General features: G+C 66.3%; 23 protein-coding genes. 9 read left to right on the forward strand and 14 right to left on the reverse strand.

The window, feature by feature from the left end:
* Positions 1-128: 128 nt before the first annotated feature.
* The 5 genes from F0Q04_RS01560 to F0Q04_RS01580 form a co-directional block, all read right to left on the reverse strand.
* Positions 129-908 (reverse strand): SDR family oxidoreductase, encoded by a 780-nt coding sequence (locus F0Q04_RS01560; RefSeq protein WP_182344119.1) that lies wholly within the window; start codon positions 906-908, stop codon positions 129-131.
* A gap of 11 nt (positions 909-919) precedes the next feature.
* On the reverse strand, positions 920-1954 hold the full coding sequence (locus F0Q04_RS01565; protein WP_182344121.1) for a 2Fe-2S iron-sulfur cluster-binding protein: 1035 nt from the start codon (positions 1952-1954) through the stop codon (positions 920-922).
* Between the two features lie 37 nt (positions 1955-1991).
* A complete protein-coding gene (locus F0Q04_RS01570) occupies positions 1992-2468 on the reverse strand; it encodes a GlcG/HbpS family heme-binding protein (RefSeq protein ID WP_116927572.1) in 477 nt (158 codons plus the stop codon).
* Positions 2469-2493: 25 nt separating this feature from the next.
* The gene (locus tag F0Q04_RS01575; protein ID WP_116927573.1) at positions 2494-3951 is read right to left on the reverse strand and encodes an aldehyde dehydrogenase family protein; all 1458 of its coding nucleotides are present in this window, start codon (positions 3949-3951) and stop codon (positions 2494-2496) included.
* A 92-nt stretch (positions 3952-4043) separates the two neighbouring features.
* Positions 4044-4781 (reverse strand): TenA family transcriptional regulator, encoded by a 738-nt coding sequence (locus F0Q04_RS01580; RefSeq protein ID WP_116927629.1) that lies wholly within the window; start codon positions 4779-4781, stop codon positions 4044-4046.
* Positions 4782-5083: 302 nt separating this feature from the next.
* Between F0Q04_RS01580 and F0Q04_RS01585 the strand changes: the two genes are divergently transcribed.
* From F0Q04_RS01585 to F0Q04_RS01605, 5 genes are read left to right on the forward strand one after another with little or no spacing between them, the layout of a single operon-like run.
* A complete protein-coding gene (locus F0Q04_RS01585) occupies positions 5084-5449 on the forward strand; it encodes a 2Fe-2S iron-sulfur cluster-binding protein (protein ID WP_182344122.1) in 366 nt (121 codons plus the stop codon).
* Between the two features lie 9 nt (positions 5450-5458).
* A complete protein-coding gene (locus F0Q04_RS01590) occupies positions 5459-5788 on the forward strand; it encodes a ferredoxin (RefSeq protein ID WP_116927575.1) in 330 nt (109 codons plus the stop codon).
* A 9-nt stretch (positions 5789-5797) separates the two neighbouring features.
* Positions 5798-6088 (forward strand): 2Fe-2S iron-sulfur cluster-binding protein, encoded by a 291-nt coding sequence (locus F0Q04_RS01595; RefSeq protein WP_116927576.1) that lies wholly within the window; start codon positions 5798-5800, stop codon positions 6086-6088.
* Entirely contained in the window at positions 6085-6831 is a 747-nt protein-coding gene (locus F0Q04_RS01600) for a sulfite exporter TauE/SafE family protein (RefSeq protein WP_232539478.1), read from the forward strand. The genes F0Q04_RS01595 and F0Q04_RS01600 overlap by 4 nt, the downstream gene beginning before the upstream one ends.
* A gap of 37 nt (positions 6832-6868) precedes the next feature.
* Positions 6869-7795, forward strand: a complete 927-nt coding sequence (locus F0Q04_RS01605) for an ornithine cyclodeaminase family protein (protein ID WP_182344124.1) — start codon at positions 6869-6871, stop codon at positions 7793-7795.
* Between the two features lie 9 nt (positions 7796-7804).
* Here F0Q04_RS01605 and F0Q04_RS01610 read toward each other — a convergent pair whose 3' ends face one another.
* Together F0Q04_RS01610 and F0Q04_RS01615 are read right to left on the reverse strand one after the other, a co-directional pair.
* Positions 7805-8458, reverse strand: a complete 654-nt coding sequence (locus F0Q04_RS01610; RefSeq protein ID WP_021024713.1) for a GntR family transcriptional regulator — start codon at positions 8456-8458, stop codon at positions 7805-7807.
* Positions 8459-8598: 140 nt separating this feature from the next.
* Positions 8599-8829: a hypothetical protein gene (locus tag F0Q04_RS01615; protein WP_182344126.1), complete on the reverse strand. Its 231-nt coding sequence runs from the start codon at positions 8827-8829 to the stop codon at positions 8599-8601.
* Positions 8830-9176: 347 nt separating this feature from the next.
* Here F0Q04_RS01615 and F0Q04_RS01620 point away from each other — a divergent pair, with 347 nt between their 5' ends.
* Both F0Q04_RS01620 and F0Q04_RS01625 read left to right on the forward strand, forming a co-directional pair.
* Positions 9177-10715, forward strand: coding sequence for a hypothetical protein (locus tag F0Q04_RS01620; protein ID WP_182344128.1), 1539 nt, complete (start codon positions 9177-9179; stop codon positions 10713-10715).
* 1 nt (position 10716) lies between these two features.
* Entirely contained in the window at positions 10717-12189 is a 1473-nt protein-coding gene (locus F0Q04_RS01625; RefSeq protein WP_182344130.1) for a gamma-glutamyltransferase family protein, read from the forward strand.
* A gap of 20 nt (positions 12190-12209) precedes the next feature.
* On the opposite strand, the gene glcF is transcribed toward F0Q04_RS01625, so the two are convergent.
* From glcF to F0Q04_RS01645, 4 genes are all read right to left on the reverse strand, one after another.
* Positions 12210-13475, reverse strand: a complete 1266-nt coding sequence (gene glcF, locus F0Q04_RS01630) for a glycolate oxidase subunit GlcF (protein ID WP_116927581.1) — start codon at positions 13473-13475, stop codon at positions 12210-12212.
* Between the two features lie 33 nt (positions 13476-13508).
* On the reverse strand, positions 13509-14660 hold the full coding sequence (gene glcE / locus F0Q04_RS01635; protein ID WP_182344132.1) for a glycolate oxidase subunit GlcE: 1152 nt from the start codon (positions 14658-14660) through the stop codon (positions 13509-13511).
* A 70-nt stretch (positions 14661-14730) separates the two neighbouring features.
* Entirely contained in the window at positions 14731-15678 is a 948-nt protein-coding gene (locus F0Q04_RS01640; protein ID WP_182344134.1) for an SMP-30/gluconolactonase/LRE family protein, read from the reverse strand.
* A 75-nt stretch (positions 15679-15753) separates the two neighbouring features.
* The gene (locus tag F0Q04_RS01645) at positions 15754-16215 is read right to left on the reverse strand and encodes an Lrp/AsnC family transcriptional regulator (RefSeq protein ID WP_027011371.1); all 462 of its coding nucleotides are present in this window, start codon (positions 16213-16215) and stop codon (positions 15754-15756) included.
* A 100-nt stretch (positions 16216-16315) separates the two neighbouring features.
* Here F0Q04_RS01645 and F0Q04_RS01650 point away from each other — a divergent pair, with 100 nt between their 5' ends.
* The gene (locus tag F0Q04_RS01650) at positions 16316-18568 is read left to right on the forward strand and encodes an aminotransferase class V-fold PLP-dependent enzyme (protein ID WP_182344136.1); all 2253 of its coding nucleotides are present in this window, start codon (positions 16316-16318) and stop codon (positions 18566-18568) included.
* An 88-nt stretch (positions 18569-18656) separates the two neighbouring features.
* On the opposite strand, the gene F0Q04_RS01655 is transcribed toward F0Q04_RS01650, so the two are convergent.
* The 3 genes from F0Q04_RS01655 to F0Q04_RS01665 form a co-directional block, all read right to left on the reverse strand.
* On the reverse strand, positions 18657-19964 hold the full coding sequence (locus F0Q04_RS01655; protein WP_043338911.1) for an ammonium transporter: 1308 nt from the start codon (positions 19962-19964) through the stop codon (positions 18657-18659).
* Between the two features lie 65 nt (positions 19965-20029).
* Complete coding sequence (gene glnK, locus F0Q04_RS01660) at positions 20030-20368, reverse strand: P-II family nitrogen regulator (RefSeq protein ID WP_027010591.1); 339 nt, start codon at positions 20366-20368, stop codon at positions 20030-20032.
* A gap of 43 nt (positions 20369-20411) precedes the next feature.
* Positions 20412-21143: a TorF family putative porin gene (locus F0Q04_RS01665; protein ID WP_116927585.1), complete on the reverse strand. Its 732-nt coding sequence runs from the start codon at positions 21141-21143 to the stop codon at positions 20412-20414.
* Positions 21144-21470: 327 nt separating this feature from the next.
* On the opposite strand from F0Q04_RS01665, the gene F0Q04_RS01670 reads away from it, so the two are divergent.
* The gene (locus F0Q04_RS01670; RefSeq protein ID WP_116927586.1) at positions 21471-23015 is read left to right on the forward strand and encodes a YifB family Mg chelatase-like AAA ATPase; all 1545 of its coding nucleotides are present in this window, start codon (positions 21471-21473) and stop codon (positions 23013-23015) included.
* Positions 23016-23022: the final 7 nt, after the last annotated feature.

Raw genomic sequence — 23022 nt, forward strand, 5'->3', positions numbered from 1 at the left:
CGAATCAAGCCCATCGCCCGGTAAGCAGCTGCACACCGCAGCAGGGCTTTAGAACGGACGCAGACAAGGCCAGTTGCGCGCTTGCATCGCGCAGCCAGGCCACCCAGCAGCCCCGGCTTTGTCCTTTGTCAATAAGTGCCCGGATACTCGCCCCCATCGATCAGCCAGCTCTGCCCGGTCACATAGCCGGTGTGCTGCGATGCCAGGTAGGCGATCAGCGCGCCGACTTCTTCGGGCTGGCCAAAGCGGCCTGCGGGGTTGGCGGCCTCGCGGCTTTGACGCACCTGGGCCGGCGAGCGGCCGCTTTGCTGGGCGAGCTTGTGGATGTGGCGAGCCTGGGCATCGGTGTCGAACGCGCCGGGCAGCACATTGTTGATGGTGACGTTGTGGCGCACCGTCTGGCGAGCCAGGCCCGCGACAAAGCCGACCAGTCCCGAACGCGCGCCGTTGGACAGGCCCAGCTCGGCATGCGCCGCCTTGACGCTGCGCGAGACGATATTGATGATGCGCCCATAGCCGCGCTGCTGCATGCCATCGACCACGCGGCGCATCATGTCGATGGGGCCGACCATCATCATGTCCAGCGCCTCGTGCCAGGTCTCATCGCTCCAGTCACGGAAGTCACCGGGCGGGTAGCCGTCCGAGTTGTTGACCAGAATGTCCGGCTGCGGGCAGGCAGCCAATGCCGCTTCGCGGCCCGCCTTCTTGGTGATGTCAGCCACCACATAGCGCACCGTGCGGCCACATTCGGCAGTCAAAGCCTGCGCTGCTGCCTGCAAGCTGCTTTCGGTGCGCGCGGCGATCACCACGTCCACCCCTTCCAGCGCCAGCTGGCGCGCGGCGGCATAGCCCATGCCCTTGCTGCCGCCCCAGACCAGCGCGGCCTTGCCCGTTAATCCCAGATCCATGGTGTGGTTCCTCAGCTTTGTTCGCTCAACTCGGCCACGGCGGCCGCTTCGTTCTGGAAGATGAAGCTGTCGCTGTAGATCTTGTCCAGCGCCGCGCCCGACAGCGCCATCAGCGCCTTCGCATCGGCAATCATAGAGGGCGATCCGCACAGATAGATCGAATGCTCGGACAGGTCCTCGAAGTCCTCGGCAATGGCGTCCTGCACATAGCCACGCCGGCCGGTCCAGCGATCGGACGGGCGCGAGAGCACCGGCACAAAAGTGAACTCATAGAGCTGCCCGGCCCAGGCCGCGATCTCATCGAGCAAATACAGATCGGCCTCACTGCGCATGCCCCAGTAGAAGTGGATCGGCGGGCAGTCGGCATCGCCCAGCAGCGATTCAAGAATCGCCTTGATCGGCGCAAAGCCGGTGCCGGTGGCGGCAAACACCATCGGCTGGTAGTCCTGCGCGCGGTAGTAAAAGCTGCCGTGGGGCAGTTCCACCTCCAGCACATCGCCCACTGCCATCGTCGCCAGCAGGCCATCGGTAAAGCGCCCGCCGGCAATCCTGCGGATCTGCAGGCTGACGCGCCGGCCCTGCGGCGGCGTGGCCATCGAGAAGCTGCGGTACGCGCCACCGGGCAGGCAGATGTTCAGGTACTGGCCGGGCACATAGCGCAGGCCATGGTCCTCGGGCAGGTCGAGCGCCAGGTGGTAGATATTGGGCGTGTGCATGCGCAGCTCGGCCACGGTGGCCTGCACGCGGGTGGGCGCGGAGCTGTCCGGCCCGGTCGCGATGCTGATGACCAGATCGGACTGCGCCCGGGCCTGGCAGGCCAGCGCATAGCCCTGGGTGTGCTCCTCTTCACCCATGGCCAGCGGCAGCTCGCCGTCGGCATAGGCAAACTCGCCCTCTTCGACCTTCATGCGGCAGCTGCCACAGCCGCCAAAGGTGCAGTCATGGGGCAGCGCCACGCCCTGGCGCGTGGCGGCGTCAAGCACCGATTCATCGGCACCCACGTCAAACGATTGCTGCGTCTGCAGCCACTGTACGCGGTAGTTCATCGCAGACCTCGTGCGCTATGCGCTGGTAGGTTGGTGCTTATTTCTTGATATCGGCCTGCACCAGCACATCGGCGGTGGCGCCCAGGTGGTCTTTCAGCGCCTGCAAGGCAGCCACGCCACAGGCGGTGTCCTGCTCGCCATTGCCGCCCGACAGGCCCACGCCGCCAATCACCTCGCCGTTGACGACGATGGGGTAGCCGCCAACGAAGACCGCAAACTTGCCCTCAAAGCTCCACTGGATGCCAAAGGCCTCGTTGCCCGGCAACGCCGGCCCGTTGGGCAAGGTGTTGAACAGGTGCGTGGAGCGCTTGTGTCCCGCTGCCGTGAAGGCCTTGTTCCAGGCGATCTGCGGGCCGGTGACGCGGGCGCCATCCATGCGCTCGAGCACCAGCGGAAAGCCGCCTTCGTCGGTGATGCAGACCGTCTCGGTCACGCCAATTTCCTTGGCCTTGGCCAGCGCGGCCAGGGACATCACACGGGCTTCTGCCAGTTCCAGTTTCAGTGCGCTTTTCATCGTGTTTCCTCTTGCAGTCAGGGGTTCAGATACCGCGGTAGACGGTCTTGATCTGGGTAAAAAATTCCAGGCCGGCGCGGCCGGACTCGCGGAAGGTGGAGGTGCTGGAGTTCTTCAGCCCGCCAAAGGGCGCATTGACCAGGTTGCCGGTGGTCGTGCGGTTGATCTTGACGGTGCCCGCCTGGATCTCGTTGGTGAACACATGCATGTAGCGCGGGTTCATCGTGACGATGCTGGCCGACAGGCCGTACTGCGAGTCGTTGGCCTGGCGCAGCGCGTCGTCAAAGTCGGCGACTTCGATGATCGCCAGCACCGGGCCGAAGATCTCCTCCTGCGCAATGCGCATGCTGTTCTTCACATCGGTGAACACTGCGGGCGACAGGTAGTAGCCATGGTCGAACTCGCCGCCGGTGAGCCGCTCGCCGCCGCAGAGCCAGCGGGCCTCGCTCTTGCCGATGTCGATGTAGCGCTGCACGGTCTGCAGCTGCTTTTCCGTCGCCAAGGGGCCCAGGTCCATGCCCGGCGCCATGCCGTTGCCGATCTTGAGCTGGGACACGCGCGTGAGCAGCTTGTCGGTAAAGGCCGCCTTGACGCTGGGCACCACCAAGATGCGGCTGGTGCCGGTGCAGGCCTGGCCGGTGAGCGAGAAGCCGCCCTTGATCGCCAGGTCCACCGCCAGGTTGAGGTCGGCGTCCTCCATCACGATCAGTGGGTTCTTGCCGCCCAGCTCCATCTGCAAGCGGGTGGACAGGTGCACGGTGCGGTGGATCTGGGTGCCGGCCGTCGTCGAGCCGGTGAACGAGATCGCGCGGATGGCCTGCGAATTGGTGATCACCGGCCCCACCTCGCCAGCGCGGCCGGTGACGCAGTTGACCACGCCTGGCGGTACACCCGCCTGCTCCAGCGCCTCAACCAGGCGCAGACCCGAGAGCGGTGCATCCGACGAGGGCTTGAACACCACCGTGTTGCCGGTGATCAGCGCCGGCGCCAGCTTGCGCGCCGGGATGGACGCGGGGAAGTTCCAGGGCGAGATCACCGTCACCACGCCCAGCGGCTCGCGGTGGCTGAACACATGCATGTTGGCATCGTCCTGCGGGTAGGTCTCGCCGCCCAGGGTCTGGCCTTCGGTGGCATAAAAACGAAAGGTTTGTGCGCTGCGCAGAAACTCGTCGCGCGCCTGGCTCAGCTGCTTGCCCTCCTCGCGCGTCAGTTCCTGGGCAAACTGCTCCACGTTCTGCTCCAGGTAGCTGGCCGCATCGTTGAGGATCTTGGCGCGCTTGCCAATGGCCAGCTTGCGCCAGCCGTCAAAGGCCTTTTGCGCGGCCTGCACCGCCGCCTCGGCGTCAGCCGGGCCCGAGGCCTGAAAACGCCCCACCACATCGCGGGTATCGGCGGGGTTGAGGTTGTCAAAGGTGCTGCCCAGCAGGCAGGGCACCCAGGCGCCGTCGATATAGTTCAGAAACGTTTGCACGGTGTCGGCCATGGTCGGGAGGTCTTGGAGGGGTGAGGGAGGTCGGTCACAGCGGCGGCCGCCAGGGGCGCGCCGCTGCGCGGGGCAAAGGGGTGCCGCCAGGCTCAGGCGGCCAGCAGCTCTTCCTGCGAGATTTGCAGGTCCTTGGCGACATAGTCGTGGTAGAGCGCCGTGGTGTAGAGCAGGCGCATCTGGGCACCGATCTCGCAGATGCGCAGGCATTTGGCTTGCAGCTCGGGCGTGTTGGCGTGCTCGAGCACGATCTGGTAGCCGCGCTCGCCATGGATTTCGTCAGAGACGATGTGCAGGTCAAAGAACTCGACCTCTTCATCGGTAAAGCCGTACTTGTCACGCAAGGTGGGCGTCTGCTTGCGGTAGATCGACGGCACCTGCGACTCCAGGCCCACGACCAGGCCGGCCACCGCGACCACCGGGTCTTCGCGCATCGCAATCGCATAGCACCAGGACTGCAGGCCGCGTGTGGTGGGCGACATATTGTTGGGGTCCACGACGCGCTCGCGCGTCGTGCCGCAGGCTTCGGCAAAGCGGATCAGCAGATCGGTGTGGCGGTCGCCACCAATCTCCTCCTCATACATATTGGCCAGCAGAAAGTCCTTGGCCTCTGTCATATGGTCTGGCGTGCGGGCATACAGATAGCCCAGGTAGTCGGCAAACGGGCCTACATAGTGGTAGTGGTTCTCGGCCCAGCGCGCCAGGTGCTCACGGCTCAGGCGGCCTGTGGCCCAGGCCACGCTGAAAGGGGCCTTGTTGGCGCTCTTGCCCTTGATGGCATTTTCAAGCGCAGCGCGGAATTCGTCGCGGTTCATCAATGTGCTGGTCATGGCGGGTTCCTCTGAAATGTTGGAGTCGTCGCCCAAGTCAAACCGATCCAAGCGACGAAGTTAGAATACTGTATACAGAAAACATGGTCAATGTTTTCACACCCCATTCCGCCTCAGTGCTTACCCCTATCTCCAGCAAATCTCAGAGGTAAGCATCGTCTTCTCATAGCCACAATTCCTTGATATTCCATCATTTTCAGGTGCGCCAATGCAGCCCCAATTCCCACTGCATCAGGTTATCCCTAATACATCCACAACATCCGTTTGTATACAGTATACGTAATTGCAATGCGGAGAAGCCCATGCCCCAGATCACCTTTCACAAGAACGGCCAGACCTTCCAAGGCGAGGTCAAGACCGGCGCCAACCTGGTGGTGCGCGCGGGGATCAAGCAGTTCCCCTATCCCCACCTGGCCTACCAGTGCGGCATGGGCAAGTGCGCCACCTGCGCCTGCAAGGTGCTGGCGGGGGCTGAGCACCTGCCGGCGCCGAACTGGAAAGAAAAGAAGCAGCTGGGCGCGCACCTGGACCAGGGCTTTCGCCTGGTCTGCCAGCTCTGGCCCGAGCAGGACCTGGAGCTGGAACAAGTGCCGCTGCCGGCCACCAACGCCGGCGCCGCCAGCGCCACCCAGCCCGCAGGCACAGCGCCCGCCACCCCTGCAGCCTGAGGAGCGCCCATGTTTGTGATCTTGACCAGCAAGCCCGGCCAGTACCGCACGCAGGCCAATGCCGACATCAGCCTGCTCGAAGCCTGGGACTACCACTTTTGCGGCCGCCTGCTGGCCCACTTTGCCGTGGGCGAGTTGCTGCGCGAGACCAAGGTCCAGGTGATCGAGGATGGCCCCGGCGGCACCACCAACCAGGTGCCATCCAAGTTTCTGGAGCGCTTTGACTCGCTGGAGCAAGCGCGTAGCGAGCTGCAGCACCTGTGCCAGTTCGGCGCGCTCGATGCCACCCTGACCCCGGCACCCCTCACCGCCCCGCCAGCCACCCCATCCGCTGCCTGATTGCCCCGTATGCCCACCATCACCTTTGTCAGCAACGACAACAAGACCGTCGAAGCCCCGGAAAACAGCAACCTGCTGCGCGTGTCGCTGCGCGAGAAAGGCGGCATCCCCTTCAAATGCGGCGGGGGCCTGTGCGGCACCTGTAAATGCCGCATCGAGGAAGGACTGGCCCACACCGATGCCATCAAGGCCAAGGAGCGCAAGCATTTCAGCGACGAAGAGTTTGCCGCCGGCCACCGCCTGGCCTGCCAGACCTTTGTCAACGGCGACATCAAGGTCAGCTGGGTGCGACCCGCATGAGTGCCTGGACGGCGATGGCCGAGCAGCTCTCCTGGGGCCGCTACCTGGCCATGGGCCTGATGGTGCTCGCGGGCGCTGCGATGCAGGGCGTGGGCGGCCTGGGCTATGCGATGTTCTGCGCGCCGCTGGCGGCGATCTTTTTCCCCGAGCTGGTGCCCGGCCCGCTGCTGGCCGTGGGCGCGCCGCTGGCCTTGCTGGCCTATCTGCGCGAGCGCGAGGCGCTCAACCACCAGGTCGCTGCCGCCACCTTGGTGGGCCGCGTCATCGGCACCTTTGCGGCCACCGGCCTGCTGGTGCTGTTCAGCACCCATGCGCTGTCCATTCTGTTTGCGGTGCTGATCCTGGCAGCCGTCTGCCTCAGCACCATGGGCTGGCGCGTGCAGCCCAGCACCACCAACCTGTCGATTGCCGGTGTGGCCAGCGGCATCATGGGCACGATCACCGCCGCCGGCGGCCCGCCGTTTGCGATTGCGATGCAGCACCTGGCACCGGCGACGATGCGCTCGACGCTGGGCGTGGTCTTTTTTGCCGGCACCATCGTCTCGCTCAGCGCGCTGGCCTGGGTCGGCCGCATGGGCAGTGACCAGTGGCTGCTCAGCCTCGTGCTGCTGCCCTGGATGCTGGGCGGTTTTCTCGCCTCCAACCGCCTGGCCCGCCATATCTCCAAGGCCACCATCCGCCGCTGGCTGCTGGGCACCGCCGCCGTCAGCGCCTGCATCATCCTGCTGCGCGTCTGGCTCTGAGCGCATTCCCCCACCAACCCATCACCCCACACACACCATGCTGCACATCACCGATGCCATGGTGGACACCCTGGTGTCCACCGACCAAGCCCTGCAGGCCATGCACCGCGCCTTTGCCGCCTTTGGGGCGGGCGAGGCAGCGATGCAAGCGCGCGAGCGCACCGATGCCGGGGGCGTCAAGCTGTCCACGCTGGGGGCCGTCATCCCCGCGCAAGGGGTGACCGGCGCCAAGGTCTACACCACCATTGCCAGCCAGTTCAACTTTGTCATCCTGCTGTTTTCCACCGAGACTGGCGCGCCGCTGGCCACCTTGGATGCCAATGCGATCACGCGCCTGCGCACCGCCGCCACCACGGTGCTGGTGGCCCAGCACCTGGCGCCCGCCAACGCGCGCCATCTGTTTTTGTGCGGCGCTGGCGTGCAGGGCCTCGCCCATGCGCAGCAGATGGTGCAGCAATTCGGGCTGCAGCGCATCGATGTGTTTGACCCCTATGCGCCCAGCGGCCTTGAAGCACGCCTGGCGCAGCTCACCGGTTTGCCCGAGGCGCAGATCCGCCGCGTGGCGCACACCCAGGGCGTGGGCGAGGCCGACATCATCGTCACCGCCTCACGCGCCAAAGAGCCGCTGTTCAACGGCGCGCATGTCGCCCCCCATGCGCTGGTCGCCGCCATTGGCTCCAGCCTGCCCCACACCCGCGAGCTCGACGATGCCTTGCTGGCGCGCGCGCAGCTGATTGCGGTGGAATGGAAAAAGCAGGCAACGAGCGAAGCAGGCGACCTGGTGCTGGCCGACCCGGGTCTGTCGCTCGCAGACAAACTGGTGGAGCTGGGTGATATCGTCAGCGGCCGCCATGCCGTCAGCGCGCAGCCGGGCCTCCGGCTGTACAAGGCCGTGGGCGTGGGTTTGGAAGATATTGCGCTGGCTGGCGTGGCCTACCAGAACTACCTGGCCAGCCAATCGTAAACGGGAAACTCAGGGCTCGATGCCGGCCGCGTTGTAGATATGGCGCGCGGCCAGCAGGCCGGCCAGCTCGGGATCGCCCTTGATCACGGCGCGCAGGATGGCGGCATGCTCTTCCCAGTTCTGCGGCGCACGCGCCTGGCTGCGCGGCGCAAACAGCACCTCGGTGCGGTCGCGCAAGGACAGCATCACCTCTTGCAGCACCGAGTTGGCGGCAATCTTGCCCAGCGCCAGGTGGAACTTCTGGTTCAGCACAGCCAGCACATCGCCATCGCCGGAATGGGCGTTCTTGGTGCCTTCGGCCAGCAAGGCCTCCAGCGCGGCAATCTGCTCGGGGTCATGGCGCTTGGCAGCCAGGCGTGCGTTGAGCGCCTCCAGGGTGGCGCGCACTTCGACCAGCTCGCGCAGCAGATCGCCATGGAACTTGGCAACCGAGGCACCGCGCCGGGGCTCGATGATCACCAGGCCGCTGGCCGCCAGCTGGCGCAAGGCCTCACGCACGGGCATGCGCGAGACGGAAAACTCCTCGGACAGACGCTCTTCCACCAGCCGCTCGCCCGAGGCCAGCTCGCCCGACATGATCTTCTCGCGCAAGGCCTCCACCAGCTGCTGGGTCAGCGGCGAGTGGTTGAGTCCAGGTTTTTTGTCTCCGTTGGCAATGGGCATGAAAGTCGGTCCGTTGGGTACGTTGCAAGCCCCAGGGCCAGCGCATTGGCTGCAATGCGCCGCTCAGGGTCGCGCCCAGTTTACATGCCCAGCCAGGGTTTGCAGCGTCTTTGCCTTGCCTTGTATACAGAAATCTGCGCTCAGCGCCGGGCGCGGCGGATCTCGGCCAATGAGCGCGTATCTTGCAGTGCCTGGGCCCACAGACGCCCCGGCTCCAGCTCGGCCAGGCGCTTGGCCTGCCAGCGCACAAAGGCGTTTTCCACCGCCGACAACCAGCCCAGTGATGCCGGCAGCAAGGCTTGGCGGGGCTCACGCAGTACCAGCAGATCGTCTTGCTGGGCAACCACAGAGGGGGAAACAATGTTCTTCATGGAATAGCTCCTGGATAACCTAGTAATAACCCTAGTGTATCCAGTGTACAAATCCATGTCCTTGATCTGGGTCCATAACCCTGCACTATCCAAGCCTTTGATCCGTCTCGCAAATCCCCTAAAAAACAAGACTCTGACACCGCCATAGCGCCAGGCATGCAAAAGCCTTCATCGCACAAATGTGCCCTGACATTTCCATTTTTGTATACGAAAACAGCTTTTTTTCACATTTAACCCGGGTTCATCGCATGTTGCAATGCAATATTTCTGGTATTCCCTGATGATTTTTCGCATCATTGTATTTAGTATACAAATTGGCTGTTTAAACATACCAAGGAGTAGCCGCGATGGATCCGTCAGTCTCTATAGGCCCTGCGCACTGGGCCTACCTCGCCGGGGTGCTGGTCATCATTGTGACCATGGCCTTCCGTGCCAATGTGGTGGTGCCATCGATACTGGCCACCGTCGTCGTCGCCTTCGCCTGGAGCGGCAGCTTCATCACCGGGATTGGAAGCATATTTGGTGCCAGCATGGTGGCGGCCAAGGAGCTGTTCAACATCTTTCTGATCATTGCGCTGATGACAGCCTTGCTCAACGCGCTCAAGGACCTGGGCTCGGACATCCGCATGGTCAAGCCCTTCCGTGCGGTGATGAAAAATGGACACATCGCCTATTTCATCCTGGCGCTGGTCACCTACCTGATCTCGCTGTTCTTCTGGCCCACGCCGGCCGTACCCCTGGTCGCTGCCGTGCTGCTGCCGGCAGCGATTGCGGCGGGCCTGCCGCCCATTGCAGGGGCAATGGCGATTGCGATTGCCGGCCAAGGCATGGCGCTGTCATCCGACTATGTGATTGGCGTGGCGCCGGGCATCAGCGCCAAGGCCGCTGGCGGCATCAGTGCGGTGGCGGTGGCCGACAAGGCGCTGCTGCTGTCCTGGGTGGTCGGCATGATTGCGCTGTTCCTGTCGTACTTCAAGGTGCGCAAGCTCATCGTGCCCAGCGACAACGCGCTGCTGGAGCGCTGGGAGCTCAACCCCGCCGGCATCGACGCGCAGATGGAAGGGGCAGGGCCCTACGACAAGGCCGAGATCGCCAAGGGCACCGCCCACGACGGCGACCTGGGCACCAACTCGGAGCTGGAAGCCGAGCTGCGCAAGACCCAGCCGCTGGCCTCGGCCTCCAAGCTGTTTGCCGTTGTCACGCCGCTGGCATTCTTGCTGGTGATTTTGGTGATGGTCGCGCCCAAGTTCACCAGCGCGGTGCCCGAGCTCAAGGGTGGCGATGCGGCCATGCTGATCGGCGGCGTCGCTGCGCTGCTGATGATCTGGGCCACCACCGCCGCCCGGGGCTTTCGCAAGATGCTCGACGGCGCAGCTGACCACATCACCGATGGCTTTGTGTTTGCGTTCAAGGCCATGGGCTCGGTGCTGCCGATTGCCGGCTTCTTCTTCATCGGCTCGGGCGAGACGGCTGGTGCCATCCTGGGCATTGCACCGGGCACCACGCCGCCGAGCCTGCTGTTCGAGCTGGTGCAAGCCGGCCAGCACCTGATCCCGGACAGCCAGCTGCTGGTCTCGCTGGGGGTCCTCATCATGGGCATGATCACCGGCATCGACGGCTCGGGCTTCTCCGGCCTGCCGCTGACCGGCACCATCGCCGGAGCACTGGGCCCGGCCTCGGGCATGGATGTGTCGGCCCTGGCCGCGCTGGGCCAGATGGGCGCGGTCTGGACGGGTGGCGGCACCTTGATCGCCTGGTCCTCGCTGATTGCGGTGGCAGGCTTTGCCCGCGTGAATGTGCTGGAGCTGGCCCGGGCGCTGCTGATACCGGTGGTGCTGGGCTTGCTGGCCGCAGTCTTCACCGCCGTGGCGCTCTGGGGCGGCTGAGATGGCACAGCTGCACCACCAAGGCGCGCCCGGCGTGCTGGGCCGGGGCGCGATGCTGGCCACCGGCCACCCGCTGGCCGCAGCGGCCGCGCAGGCCCAGCTGCAGCAAGGCGGCTCAGCGGTCGATGCCGCGATTGCCGCCGATGCGGTGCTGGGCGTTGTCGAGCCCATGGCCACCGGCGTGGGCGGCGACCTGCTGGCGATGCTGGTGCCGTCCGGCCAGGCGCCGCTGGCTTATAACGGCACCGGGCGTGCGCCCCAAGCTTTGACGGCGGCCCTGGTCGAGGCCCTGCCCCAGTGCCGCATCCCCGAGCGCCATCCGCTGTCCGTCACCACGCCCGGCGTGGTGCAAGGCTGGTGGGATCTGCACCAGCGTTTTGGCAAACGCCCCTGGGCGCAGCTGTTCGATGCCGCCGTGCAGGCCGCCAGCCAGGGCTTTGCGGTGGCCCCCGTTGCTGCGCGCGAATGGGCACTGTTCCAGCCGGTGATTGCCCGCGATGCGGCCAGCGCCGCCCTCTACCGCGCCGATGCCCCGCCGCGCGCTGGCGAGCAATTTGACAACCCGGCACTGGCCCGCTTGCTGCAAGCAGTCGCTGCGCAGGGGCCACAGGCCTTTTATGCGGGTGCCATCCCCGCCGCCTGCGCCGCTGCGGTGCAGGCAGCGGGCGGCGTGTTGGCCGCTGCGGATTTCAGCGCCCACCAGGGCAACTTCTGCACCCCAGTGAGCACCTCGTTTCGTGGCGCCACCATCCATGAATGCCCACCCAATACCCATGGTGTGGCGGTGCTGCATGCGCTGGCTGCCATGCAGGACCAGGCCATCGACATGGCCAGCGCTGCCACCCAGGTCGCGCTGGTGCAGGCGATGGAGGCAGCGATGGCCCATGCCCAGCAGACCGTGGCCGACCCGGCCGGTAACACCGTCTGCACCACCGTGGTCGATGGCGATGGCCTGGCCATCAGCCTGATGAGCAGCGTGTTCAAGCGCTTTGGCTCGGGCATTGGTGTGGCCGAAGGCGGCTTTGTGCTGCAGAACCGGGGCCATGGCTTTTCGCAACCCGGCCATATCAATGGGCCGGCGCCCGGCAAGCGCCCCTATCACACGGTGGTGCCGGGAGCTGCCACACGCAATGGCCAATTCCTCGGCGTGTTTGGCGTGGTGGGCGGCGCCATGCAACCCCAAGGCCAGGTGCAGCTGCTGTGCCGCCTGCTGGCGGGCGGCGAGGCACCGCAGCCCGCGTTGAACCAGCCGCGCTGGCGCCTGGAAGGCGGCCGGGTGTTGGCGGTGGAGGCGGGCATGCCGCCCGCGATCACCGCCGCGCTGCGGGCCCAGGGCTACCGCGAGCCCAGCGGCGAAGGCGAGCTGGGGGGGCGCAGCGACTTTGGCGGCGCGCAGTGCATCTGGCGCCTGGCCGATGGACAGCTGTGCGGCGCCTCCGACCAACGCAAGGACGGCCTGGCGCTGGCCGTCTAAGCGCTAGCAGCCGCCATCCATCAGCGCTGGGGCTTTTGCGGCGCCAGCGCCTCGTCCACCACCTCGATCCAGTGGCGCACCGGCACATCGGTGCCCGATTGCAGGTGCGAGATGCAGCCGATGTTGGCCGACAGAATCGCGGCGGGCGGCGCATCGCTGCAGGCCTGGTTCAAGGTGCCGATCTTGCGGTCGCGCAGCTGGTGCGCAATCTCGGGCTGCAGCAGCGAATAGGTGCCGGCCGAGCCGCAGCACAGGTGCGATTCCACCCGCGAGACGCGGATGTCAAAGCCCAGGCGACGCAGGCTCGTCTCCACCCCGCCGCGCAGCTTTTGGCCATGCTGCAAGGTGCAGGGCGGGTGGTAGGCCAGGGGGGCTTCAGGCAAGTTCAGCTGGCCCTGCAGGCGCTGCTCCAGCTCGGGCAGCATGTCGGGCAGCAGCTCGCAAAGGTCACGCGCCAATGCGCTAATGGCAGCGGCGCGCGCGGCATAGGCCGGGTCATGGCGCAGCAGGTGGCCGTAGTCCTTGACCATCACGCCACAGCCAGAAGCCGTGGTCACAATGGCCTCGACCTGCTGGCTCTCCACATGGGGCCACCAGGCATCGATATTGGCGCGTGCCTGCGCCAGCGCGCCCTGCGGGTCGCTCAGATGTTGCTGCACCGCGCCGCAGCAGGCGGCGGCTGGGGTAATCAAGGTCTGGATGCCCACGGCATCGAGCACCCGGGCAGCGGCGGCATTGATATTGGGCAGCATCACCGGCTGCACGCAACCGGCCAGCATCAGCACCTTGCGCGCATGCGTGCGCGTGGGCCACTTGCCAGCACGCGGCACGCGCGCCAGCTTGGCCTTGAGCGCAGCAGGCAGCACCGGGCGGGCCAGCCGCCCCAGCGCCAGCGCCGGTCCAAAGGCCTTGGAGACCATGCCCTTGCGCAGCGCCCAGCGCTGCAGGCGCTCGGCCGTCGGACGCTCGACCTTCTGGTCGACGATATGGCGGCCGATATCGAGCAGCTTGCCGTATTGCACGCCGCTGGGGCAGGTCGATTCGCAATTGCGGCAGGTCAGGCAGCGGTCCAGGTGGGTCTGGGTCTTGCGTGTGGGCTCCTGGCCCTCGAGCACCTGCTTGATCAGGTAGATACGGCCGCGCGGGCCATCGAGCTCATCGCCCAGCAGCTGGTAGGTGGGGCAGGTCGCGGTGCAAAAGCCGCAATGCACGCACTTGCGCAAAATGGCCTCGGCCTCCTGGCCTTCGGGGGTGTCTTTGAATTCGGGGGCTAATTGGGTTTGCATGGTGCAGGGGTGCCTCGATTAGCGGAGATGCGCTTAGCTCAACGCCCAGTCGCCCAGGCGGCCGGGGTTGAAAATGCCATGGGGGTCAAACGCATGCTTGAGCCGCTGCTGCACCTGGCGCAGTGCGGGCGAGGCAGGCGTCAAACCAAAATCATCGGATGCGACCAGGCCCACCTGCGGGCCGGGCCTGAAGCACACGGCGCTGCCGCCCACACTGGTGGCCAGCGCCTGCAAGGCCTGGGCATGCTGCATGGGGGCTTGCACCCAGCGCAGCGCGCCGCCCCATTCCATCAGCGGCTGCAGGCCTTCTTCGGTGCAGGGCAGCACCGGCGTCGTGGCCGGCAGCGACAGGCGCCACAGCGCGTGGCTCGGGTCCATGGCACTGAACCAGGGCAGCTGCTGCTCACGGCAGGCCAGCCAGGCGGCATCGGCCTGGCCGTGGTCCAGCATGGTGCCGCCCATGCCATCCAGGGCCGACTGCACAGCGGCCACCGCACCGCGCAACCGCACCAGCAGATGGCCTTGCTCACCGTCGCCCGATTGCTGCCACAGGCTGGCATTGATGGGCAGCGGCTTGGCGCGCCAGGCCGAGAGCTTGTCGAGTGCCTGCTGCGCCGTGCATTCGTAGTACAGGGTCGCTTGGGCGCGCTGCATCGGCAGCACCTTGAGGCTGATGTCGGTCAGCAGGCCCAGGGTGCCCCAGGCACCGGCCATCAGCCGCGACACGTCATAGCCCGCGACGTTCTTCATCACCTGGCCGCCAAAGCGCAGCAGCTCACCCTGGCCGTTGATCAGCTCCAGGCCCAGGATGTAGTCACGCACCGCGCCCACCGCCGCCCGCGAGGGGCCCGACAGGCCGGCCGCCACCATGCCGCCGACGGTGGCCTCCGGGCCAAAATGTGGCGGGTCAAAAGCCAGGCATTGGCCGCATTCGGCCAGGCTCGCCTCCAGCGCCGCCAGCGCTGTGCCGGCCCGCACGGTCACGACCAACTCACTGGGCTCGTAGCTGATGATGCCGCTGTAGCTGCGGGTGTCGAACACCTCGCCGCCCAGGCGCGCACCATAAAAATCCTTGCTGCCACCGCCCCGGATGCGCAGCGGCGTCTTGTGGGCATGCGCCGATCGAACGCGCTCCTGCCAGTCGAGCACGGTGGGGGAAAGAGAGGCAGCCACAGCTTGGTCCATGGCCCCATGGTAGCGGCAGTTACGCCAGGCGTGCGGCGCTCAAGTTAGATGGGGGACTTTGAAGTACTTCTCAGAACCCATGCCCGATTTCCCGCCAAGGCTGGGTCGGCAGGCCGGCCACACCGGCGCGCATCGCAAACACGCAGCCCGACAGCGGCAGCTGGGCCAGCTCGTCGCGGCTGCGGCCGTGGCGGGCGGAGGTGACGTACAAGGTGCGGCCATCGCTGCCACCAAAGCAGGGCATCGTGGGGCAGAGCGCCGGCGTGTAGTGGCTGGCGAGGATGCGGCCTTGCGGGGAGATCTGCAGCACGCGCCCGCCCTCGTACATCGCGCACCAGTAGTTGCCTTCAACGTCCACAGCGGCACCATCGGGCCGGCCGCCATAGCCGGGCTCGCCCGGGGTCCAGCCCTCGGGCTTGGCATCAAAGCGCATGAAGACTTCGCCCTCGCCTTGCGGATAGCCGCTCACGTCGCAGGCGAATTTCTTGATCGTGTGGCTGGGGGTATCGGCCCAGTACATGGTGCGCCGGTCGGGCGACCAGGCCAGGCCATTGGCGTTGGAGACGCCATCTTGCACCTTGCGCACCGTCGTGGTGCCCGTCAGCCCATCGATGCAGTAGAGCGCGGCCACCGGTTGGCGCGGGCCGCTGGCGGGCTCGTGGATGGTGCCGACCCAGAAGCGGCCCTGCGCATCGCAGCGGCCATCGTTGCCGCGCTCGGTGGCCGGGTCGATCGGCAGGCGGGCGATGTCGTGCAGGGTACCGCCCCAGTGGGTGGCGCGGCAGATGCGGTCGCGCAGCACGACGATCCAGCCGTCCAGCGCGCCGCCGCTGCGGGCCGGCGCAATGCAGCCGGGCTCGGCGGGCATGTCCCAGCGGTCCATATAGCCCGATCCGGGCATCGTGCGCCACAGCTGTTTGCCAGCGACATCGACGCCATAGAGAACACCACCGCTGGCTTGCCAGAAAGGGGACTCCCCCAACGCAAAGGGCTGGCTGACCACGGTATGCCAGATCATGGCGTTCCTTTAGAAATGAATTGCATGGAAAACCCTAAGCATTATCTGTGCCACCTGGCTTGCAGCGAGGCTGGCTTATGGAATATAGGACAGCGGCAAGGCGGTGGTGAACTTCAGCTCTTCCATCGCAAAGCTCGACGACACATCGAGCAGCTGGGTATCGGCGATCAGGCGCTTGTAGACCTTGTCGTAGGCGGCGATATCGGGCACCACCACGCGCAGCAGGTAGTCCACCTCGCCGCTCATGCGGTAGAACTCGACCACCTCGGCAATGGCCGCCACTGCCGCACGAAAGCGCTCAAACCACTCCTGGCTGTGCGTGCTGGTGCGCACCGCCACAAACACCGTCACGCCCACATTGACCTTGTCGCGGTCCACCAGCGCCACCTGGCGCTTGATGACCCCGGCCTCCTTGAGCCGCTGGATACGGCGCCAGCAGGGCGTGGCCGACAGCCCGACCTGGGCCGCCAGATCGGCCACCTGGGTCTCCGCGTCGGCCTGCAGCAACTCCAGCAGTTTGCGGTCAATAGAATCCAATTTCATTTTTTTCCTATTTTCTGGAATAGAACTCCAATATTGTGCAGTAGCTGGCGAATTTTGCGACTGTATTCCCCGGCCCGGGCTGGACAATTTGGGCATGGAAATCTACCTCGACGCCAACGCCACCACCCCCGTTCTCCCCCAAGCCCGCGCCGCCGCCCTGGCGGTGATGGCCGATGCCTACGGCAACCCCAGCAGCATCCATGGCAGCGGCCTCAAGGCCCGCGCGCTGCTCGACGAAGCACGTGCCGCCGCGCGCCAGGTGCTGGGCGTGCCCAGCGGCCAGCTGCTGTTCACCAGCGGTGCGACCGAGGGCATCCAGACCGCCGTGCTGTCGGCGCTGAGCGCCCTGCGCCAGCGCCGCGAGGCCGGCGACAGCACTGTGCTGCAGCTGCTCTATGGCGCGACCGAGCACAAGGCCGTGCCCGAGGCCCTCAAGCACTGGAACGCCGTACTCGGCCTGCACCTGCCGATTGCCGCCATCCCCGTGGGCCGCGATGGCCGCCATGACCTGGCCTGGCTGCGCGCGCAGGCACCCTCGGCCGGCCTGGTGTGCACGATGGCCGCCAACAACGAAACCGGCGTCATCAGCGACCTGGACGGCATTGCCGATGCGCTGCGCGGCAGCCCGGCGCTGTGGCTGGTCGATGGCGTGCAGGCGCTGGGCAAGCTGGCGCTCAAGCCGGTAGAGCGCGGCATCGACTACGCGCCGTTCTCCGGCCACAAGCTCTATGCCCCCAAGGGCGTGGGCATGCTCTATGTGCGCGAGGGCGCGCCCTTTACCCCGCTGCTGGCCGGCGGCGGGCAGGAAGGCGCACTGCGCGCCGGCACCGAGAACATGGCCGGCATTGCCGCGCTGGGCGCCGTGCTGCGCGCGCTGCAGGACGGCAGCAGCTTTGCCAGCGCCGCCACGATGGCGGGCCACCGCAGCCAGCTCGAAGCCGCACTGCGCGAGGCCTTTGCCGGCCTGGTGTTCAATGCGCCGCCCGCGCTGTGCCTGCCCACCACGTTGAATTTTGCCGTGCCGGGCCTCAGCGCCAAGCTGCTGCTCGATCTGTTTGACGCTGCCGGCCTGCGGGTGAGTGGCGGCTCGGCCTGCAGTGCCAGCAAGGCGCAGCCCAGCTATGTGCTCGAGGCCATGGGCCTGCCCGCCTGGCAGACGGCCGCTGCGGTGCGCATGTCCTTTGGCGCGGCCGACCCGGCCGAGATGATCGCCGAGGCCTGCCAGCGCATCCGCGCCTGCGGCGCGGCACTGCGCGCGAACTGTCTGGTGGAAGCGCCTGAGGACACCGCCCATGGCACAGCCCCGCTGCTGACGCGCTTTGTCGTTGACGGCGCCTGCTGCTACCTGCTGGCCGATGCTGCCAGCCAGCGCTGTGTGGTCGTCGATCCGCTGCCCGAGCTGGTCGAGCGCCTGGCGCAATGGCTGCGCTGCCGGGGCTTTACCCTGGCGGCCGTGCTCGATACCCACAGCCATGGCGACCATGCCTCATCGGCGGCCGAGCTGCGCGCTGCCGTTCCCGCTGCGCTGCAGGCCACGGGCGCGGTCGATGCGCTGGGCTGGCCCCAAGGCGCCACGCAGATCACGCTGGGCGCCTACCGCTTAAGCCGCCTGGCGCTGCCCGGCCACACCGAAGACTCCACCGCCTACCTGCTGCATGAAGGCACTCAGCTGCAGCTGGCACTGGTGGGCGATACCGTGCTGCCCGGCGCGCTGGGCCGCAGCGATTTTGTGCAGAGCGCGCCGCTCGCCTATGCGGACAGCCTGCGCCTGTTGGCCCGGGCCGTGGGCCCGCAAACCCTGCTGCTGCCCGGCCATGACTATGACAACCGCTTTGCCTGCACCTTGGCCGTTGAAGCTGCAGCCCAGCCGCTGCTGGCCGGCGTGCTGCAAGGCCAGCTCGATGCCGCCGCCTTTGCCGCTGCCAAGGCCGCGCTGGAGCAGGACCTGGCCCCCACCGCCTACCAGACAATGGCCTGCGGCGCCCGCGTCGATGCCGCCACGCCCGCCGTGTGTGTGGAGCTGCCCGTGGCCCGTGCCCAGGCGCTGCAGCAGGCGGGCAGCGCCGCGCTGCTGGTGGATGTGCGCGAGCCCTATGAACAGCAGCTGGGCCAGGCGCCTGGCCTGGACGATGGCGCCAGCAGCCAGGCCGTGCCGCTGTCGGGCCTGCTCAATGCGCTGCCGCAGTGGCTGGCCTTGCCGGCCGATACCCCCGTGGTGTTTTACTGCCGCAGCGGCAACCGCAGCGCCCAGGCCGCCCATGCATTGCGCCGGCTGGGCCACCAACAGGCCTTCAGCGTGGCCGGCGGCCTGGCGCTGTGGCCAGAGCGCGCCACGGCATCCGTCTGAGAACGCATTTCAACCGCCAGCACGGCGCATAAAAAAAGGCCGGCCGGGTTGTGCACCCGTCCGGCCCCCCAAGGAGTATCCGCAAGAATCAACGTCCGTAGGCCGCTTCGCCGTGGGAGGTGATGTCCAGGCCTTCGCGTTCGGCTTCTTCCGTCACACGCAGACCACCGGTCAGCAAACCTGCCACCTTGTACGAGATCCAGGCCACCACACCCGACCACACGATGGTGATCAGCACGCCCTTGGTTTGCACCCAGATCTGGTGGGCCATGTTGTAGCCTTCTGGCTCGACACCGCCGAGGCTGGAGGCGCAGAACACACCGGTCAGGATGGCACCCAGGATACCGCCCACGCCGTGCACACCAAAGACGTCGCAGGTGTCATCGACCTTGAGCAGCCGCTTGAGACCGGACACACCCCACAGGCACAGAGCACCGGCGAGCAGACCCATCACGATGGCACCCATGGGGCCGACAAAACCGGCGGCCGGGGTGATGACCACCAGGCCACCAACGGCACCCGAAGCGGCACCCAGCATTGAGGGCTTGCCCTTGTGCAGCGTCTCGCACACCAACCAGCTCACGCAGGCTGCGCCGGTGGCCACGATGGTGTTGATGAAGGCCAGGCCCGCAATACCGTTGGCAGCACCTGCCGAGCCGGCGTTGAAGCCGAACCAGCCCACCCACAGCAGCGATGCGCCCACCATGGTCAAGGTCAGGTTGTGCGGAGCCAGCGCTTCGCGGCCAAAGCCCAGGCGCTTGCCCAGCACATAGGAGCCCACCAGACCGGCCACACCGGCGTTGATGTGCACAACGGTGCCGCCGGCAAAGTCCAGCGCGCCATCCTTGCCCAGCAGACCACCGCCCCAGACCATGTGGGCAATCGGCAGGTAGCTGAAGGTGAACCACAGCACGGCGAAGATCATCACGGCCGCAAACTTGATGCGCTCGGCAAAGGCACCGACGATCAGCGCCACGGTGATGGCGGCGAACGTGGCCTGGAACGAGACGAACACATACTCCGGCACAGTCGCCATCGCACCCGACAAGGTATCGGGCGTGATGCCCATCAGGAACACCTTGCCGAAGTCGCCAAAGAAGTTGCCTTCACCGGAGAAGGTCAGCGAGTAGCCGTAGATGGTCCACAGCACAGTGATCAGCGAGAAGATCGTGAACACCTGGGCCAGCACCGACAGCATGTTCTTGCTGCGCACCAGACCGCCATAGAACAGCGCCAGACCCGGGATGACCATCAGGATCACCAGCATGGTCGAGGTCATGATCCAGGCGGTATCGCCTGCATTCAGAACGGGAGCTGCCGCATCGGCCGCAGCCGCGTTGCCCGCAGTGGCCAGTGCCACTGCCGCCAGCCCTGCCAAGGAAAGAAGTCGTCTCATGTTGTTCACACCTTCAAGATAAATTGGCTTGTTGCGCGCGCCTTGCCAGCGCGGAGCGCTGTTTTTTAGATCGCGTTCGGGCCGGTTTCGCCGGTACGGATACGCACCACCTGCTCCAGCGGCGAGACAAAGATCTTGCCGTCGCCGATCTTGCCGGTGCGCGCTGCGTTCTCGATGGCCTCGATCACCCGGTCCACCAGGTCCTCGGCCACCGCAATCTCCAGCTTCACCTTGGGCAGGAAGTCCACCACGTACTCGGCGCCTCGGTACAGCTCGGTATGGCCCTTCTGACGGCCAAAGCCCTTGACCTCGCTCACCGTGATGCCTTGCACCCCAATATCGGACAGCGCCTCACGCACTTCATCGAGCTTGAAGGGCTTGATCACCGCCACTACCAGTTTCATGTTCATAGTCTCTCCTGTCGTCACTTATTGCAGCGGCGCTGCGTCAAAAAGCCTTGGTCAGCGATACGATCGCGCGACCCTTGTTCACAAAGCCAAAGGCACCCGTCTTGTTGGCGCCCACCCAGGCAGCGCTCAGCGAGAAGCCATCACCCAGGTCATAGGCACCGCCCACGCTGTAGTCCAGGTAGTTGGGCACGCCCAGGTCCTTGATGTCGCTGGAAAAGCGCGTATAGCCCACGGCCAGCTTCAAGGTCGTCTTGGGCGCCACTTCCTGGGCGAATGCCACATTCAGGTAACCGGTGTTGCGGCCCTTGTACGTGCTGTCGTACTTGGTGCCGGCCCAGCCAAAGTAATCCTTCGACACGGTGTGCGAGTACTTCACGGTCACGGGACCGTAGGTGCCCGAGCCATACAGTTCGGTGGTGTTGCCCAGCGTGTTGCCGGGGTAGACATAGGTCAGCAGACCCACATCCCAATCCACATCAGCGGCCTTGAACTTGTAGCCACCGTAGAAATCCATCTCCAGCTTGTTGTTGTCGAGCCAGTCGACGGTGGAGTTCCAGTTCCCCACATAAAAGCCGCTGTCGCCAAAGGCGTAGTCGACCCCTCCCTGGAGTGCGGGCTTGACCCATTGGGCACTAGAGGACTTCTGGTCCTGACCGCGGAACTTGTAGTTCGTGGTCACGCTCACATTGGCGGTCAGCTGCGCGCTTGCCACCATTGGCAGCGCCAGGAACGCTGCACCCGCCACCACCATCCAGCCTCTGTTGCTCATTGCCATTGCCACACTCCTTGTTGATGAATTCGACCCATCCGTTTGTGGCAAGCACAATGCACAGAGCGTGCCAAACCCAGCGCTACCCGCTGCGTTGCGCGCACCAGACAAGCGCAGCGCGCTATATTTTTTTGCAAATGCTTACGTTCTGAGCCGCCACAGGGCGGCCGGGGGCGCGGGATGGCAGGCCGGCGCCGCCGCCACGCCTTCCCCGGGCTGTCGCCACTTGTTGCTGCCAGCGACTTTTGCGATGCTGGTGGCAGCCGTGCCTCCAAGAGGTGCTTCGCAATGCACCAAAAAGGTGCAAAACAACAAGGAAGCCCGCCCATGAGTCTCGCCGTGGTGCACAGCCGGGCCCTGGTCGGGCTCACCGGCCATCCCGTCAGCGTCGAAGTCCATCTGGCCAATGGCCTGCCCAGCTTTACCCTGGTCGGCCTGGCCGATCTGGAAGTGAAGGAAGCGCGTGAGCGTGTGCGCTCAGCGCTGCAAAACAGCGGGCTGGAGTTTCCGCACAACAAACGCATCACCGTCAACCTGGCACCGGCCGATCTGCCCAAGGAGTCGGGCCGCTACGACCTGGCCATCGCGGTCGGCATTCTGGCGGCCAGCGGCGCTATCGATGCGGACCGGCTCAAGGACTATGAATTTGCCGGCGAGCTGTCGCTGTCGGGTGCATTGCGCCCGGTGCGCGGCGCGCTGGCCGCCAGCATGGACCTGCACCAGCGCGGCCAGCAGGTGCGCCAGGTGCTGCCCCCGGGCAGTGCAGAGGATGCCGCCCTGGTGCCCGATGCCGAGGTCTACCGCGCCAGCCACCTGCTGGACGTGGTGCAGCACTTTGCGCCCCAGGCCGCCAGCGCCGAGCCCGATGCAGCGCCCAGCCAGTGGCAGCGCATGCCCGCCCAGCCCCGCCCGCCCGAGGCCCCCGGCGCCGACATGGCCGATGTCAAAGGCCAGGCGGCCAGCAAGCGGGTGCTGGAGATCGCTGCCGCAGGCGGCCACAACCTGCTGATGCTGGGCGCACCGGGCGCTGGCAAATCGATGCTGGCCCAGCGCTTTGCCGGCCTGCTGCCGCCCTTGAGCGTGGCCGAGGCGCTGGAGAACGCCGCCGTGCACAGCCTGGTCGGCAGCTTTGATGCCCAGCGCTGGGGCCAGCGCAGCACGATGGCGCCGCACCACACCGCCAGCGCCGTGGCCCTGGTGGGCGGCGGCAGTCCGCCCCGGCCCGGTGCGATATCGCTGGCCCATTGCGGCGTGCTGTTTTTGGACGAACTGCCCGAGTTCCCGCGCAGCGCGCTCGAAGCACTGCGCGAGCCGCTGGAGACCGGCCAGATCAGCATCGCCCGCGCCGCGCAGCAGGCCACCTTTCCCGCCCGCTTCCAACTGATTGCCGCGATGAACCCCTGCCCCTGCGGTTTTCGGGGCTCGCGCCAGCGCGCCTGCCGCTGCTCGCCCGACCAGGTCAGCCGCTACCAGGCCCGCATCAGCGGCCCCTTGCTCGACCGCATTGACCTGCACCTGGAAGTCAGCCCCCTGCCCGCCGATGAGCTGCTGACCGCCCCGGCCGGCGAATCGACCGCCACTATCCGCGAGCGGGTGACCGCTGCCCGCGCCCGGTCACTGCAGCGCCAGGGCATGCTCAACCAGCAGCTGCAAGGCCAGGCGCTCGACGATTACTGCCATGCCGAGCCCGCTGCGCTGCAGCTGCTGCAAACCGCCGCCGCCCAGCTGGCCTGGTCGGCACGCGGCATCCATCGCAGCTTGCGTGTGGCGCGCTCGATTGCGGATCTCGCGCAGTCGGAGACCATCAGCCCGGCCCATGTGGCCGAGGCGGTGCAGTACCGGCGGGCGCTGCTGGGCAGCAGCGGCATGTAGGCAGCAC

Source organism: Comamonas koreensis, assembly GCF_014076495.1.
Lineage (GTDB): Bacteria > Pseudomonadota > Gammaproteobacteria > Burkholderiales > Burkholderiaceae_C > Comamonas > Comamonas squillarum.

What these genes read in the sequence shown, in the direction of transcription:
- F0Q04_RS01560 (WP_182344119.1), bottom strand. Translation starts at nt 908, where the DNA reads ATGGATCTGGGATTAACGGGCAAGGCCGCGCTGGTCTGGGGCGGCAGC.
- F0Q04_RS01565 (WP_182344121.1), bottom strand. Translation starts at nt 1,954, where the DNA reads ATGAACTACCGCGTACAGTGGCTGCAGACGCAGCAATCGTTTGACGTG.
- F0Q04_RS01570 (WP_116927572.1), bottom strand. Translation starts at nt 2,468, where the DNA reads ATGAAAAGCGCACTGAAACTGGAACTGGCAGAAGCCCGTGTGATGTCC.
- F0Q04_RS01575 (WP_116927573.1), bottom strand. Translation starts at nt 3,951, where the DNA reads ATGGCCGACACCGTGCAAACGTTTCTGAACTATATCGACGGCGCCTGG.
- F0Q04_RS01580 (WP_116927629.1), bottom strand. Translation starts at nt 4,781, where the DNA reads ATGACCAGCACATTGATGAACCGCGACGAATTCCGCGCTGCGCTTGAA.
- F0Q04_RS01585 (WP_182344122.1), top strand. Translation starts at nt 5,084, where the DNA reads ATGCCCCAGATCACCTTTCACAAGAACGGCCAGACCTTCCAAGGCGAG.
- F0Q04_RS01590 (WP_116927575.1), top strand. Translation starts at nt 5,459, where the DNA reads ATGTTTGTGATCTTGACCAGCAAGCCCGGCCAGTACCGCACGCAGGCC.
- F0Q04_RS01595 (WP_116927576.1), top strand. Translation starts at nt 5,798, where the DNA reads ATGCCCACCATCACCTTTGTCAGCAACGACAACAAGACCGTCGAAGCC.
- F0Q04_RS01600 (WP_232539478.1), top strand. Translation starts at nt 6,085, where the DNA reads ATGAGTGCCTGGACGGCGATGGCCGAGCAGCTCTCCTGGGGCCGCTAC.
- F0Q04_RS01605 (WP_182344124.1), top strand. Translation starts at nt 6,869, where the DNA reads ATGCTGCACATCACCGATGCCATGGTGGACACCCTGGTGTCCACCGAC.
- F0Q04_RS01610 (WP_021024713.1), bottom strand. Translation starts at nt 8,458, where the DNA reads ATGCCCATTGCCAACGGAGACAAAAAACCTGGACTCAACCACTCGCCG.
- F0Q04_RS01615 (WP_182344126.1), bottom strand. Translation starts at nt 8,829, where the DNA reads ATGAAGAACATTGTTTCCCCCTCTGTGGTTGCCCAGCAAGACGATCTG.
- F0Q04_RS01620 (WP_182344128.1), top strand. Translation starts at nt 9,177, where the DNA reads ATGGATCCGTCAGTCTCTATAGGCCCTGCGCACTGGGCCTACCTCGCC.
- F0Q04_RS01625 (WP_182344130.1), top strand. Translation starts at nt 10,717, where the DNA reads ATGGCACAGCTGCACCACCAAGGCGCGCCCGGCGTGCTGGGCCGGGGC.
- glcF (WP_116927581.1), bottom strand. Translation starts at nt 13,475, where the DNA reads ATGCAAACCCAATTAGCCCCCGAATTCAAAGACACCCCCGAAGGCCAG.
- glcE (WP_182344132.1), bottom strand. Translation starts at nt 14,660, where the DNA reads ATGGACCAAGCTGTGGCTGCCTCTCTTTCCCCCACCGTGCTCGACTGG.
- F0Q04_RS01640 (WP_182344134.1), bottom strand. Translation starts at nt 15,678, where the DNA reads ATGATCTGGCATACCGTGGTCAGCCAGCCCTTTGCGTTGGGGGAGTCC.
- F0Q04_RS01650 (WP_182344136.1), top strand. Translation starts at nt 16,316, where the DNA reads ATGGAAATCTACCTCGACGCCAACGCCACCACCCCCGTTCTCCCCCAA.
- F0Q04_RS01655 (WP_043338911.1), bottom strand. Translation starts at nt 19,964, where the DNA reads ATGAGACGACTTCTTTCCTTGGCAGGGCTGGCGGCAGTGGCACTGGCC.
- glnK (WP_027010591.1), bottom strand. Translation starts at nt 20,368, where the DNA reads ATGAAACTGGTAGTGGCGGTGATCAAGCCCTTCAAGCTCGATGAAGTG.
- F0Q04_RS01665 (WP_116927585.1), bottom strand. Translation starts at nt 21,143, where the DNA reads ATGAGCAACAGAGGCTGGATGGTGGTGGCGGGTGCAGCGTTCCTGGCG.
- F0Q04_RS01670 (WP_116927586.1), top strand. Translation starts at nt 21,471, where the DNA reads ATGAGTCTCGCCGTGGTGCACAGCCGGGCCCTGGTCGGGCTCACCGGC.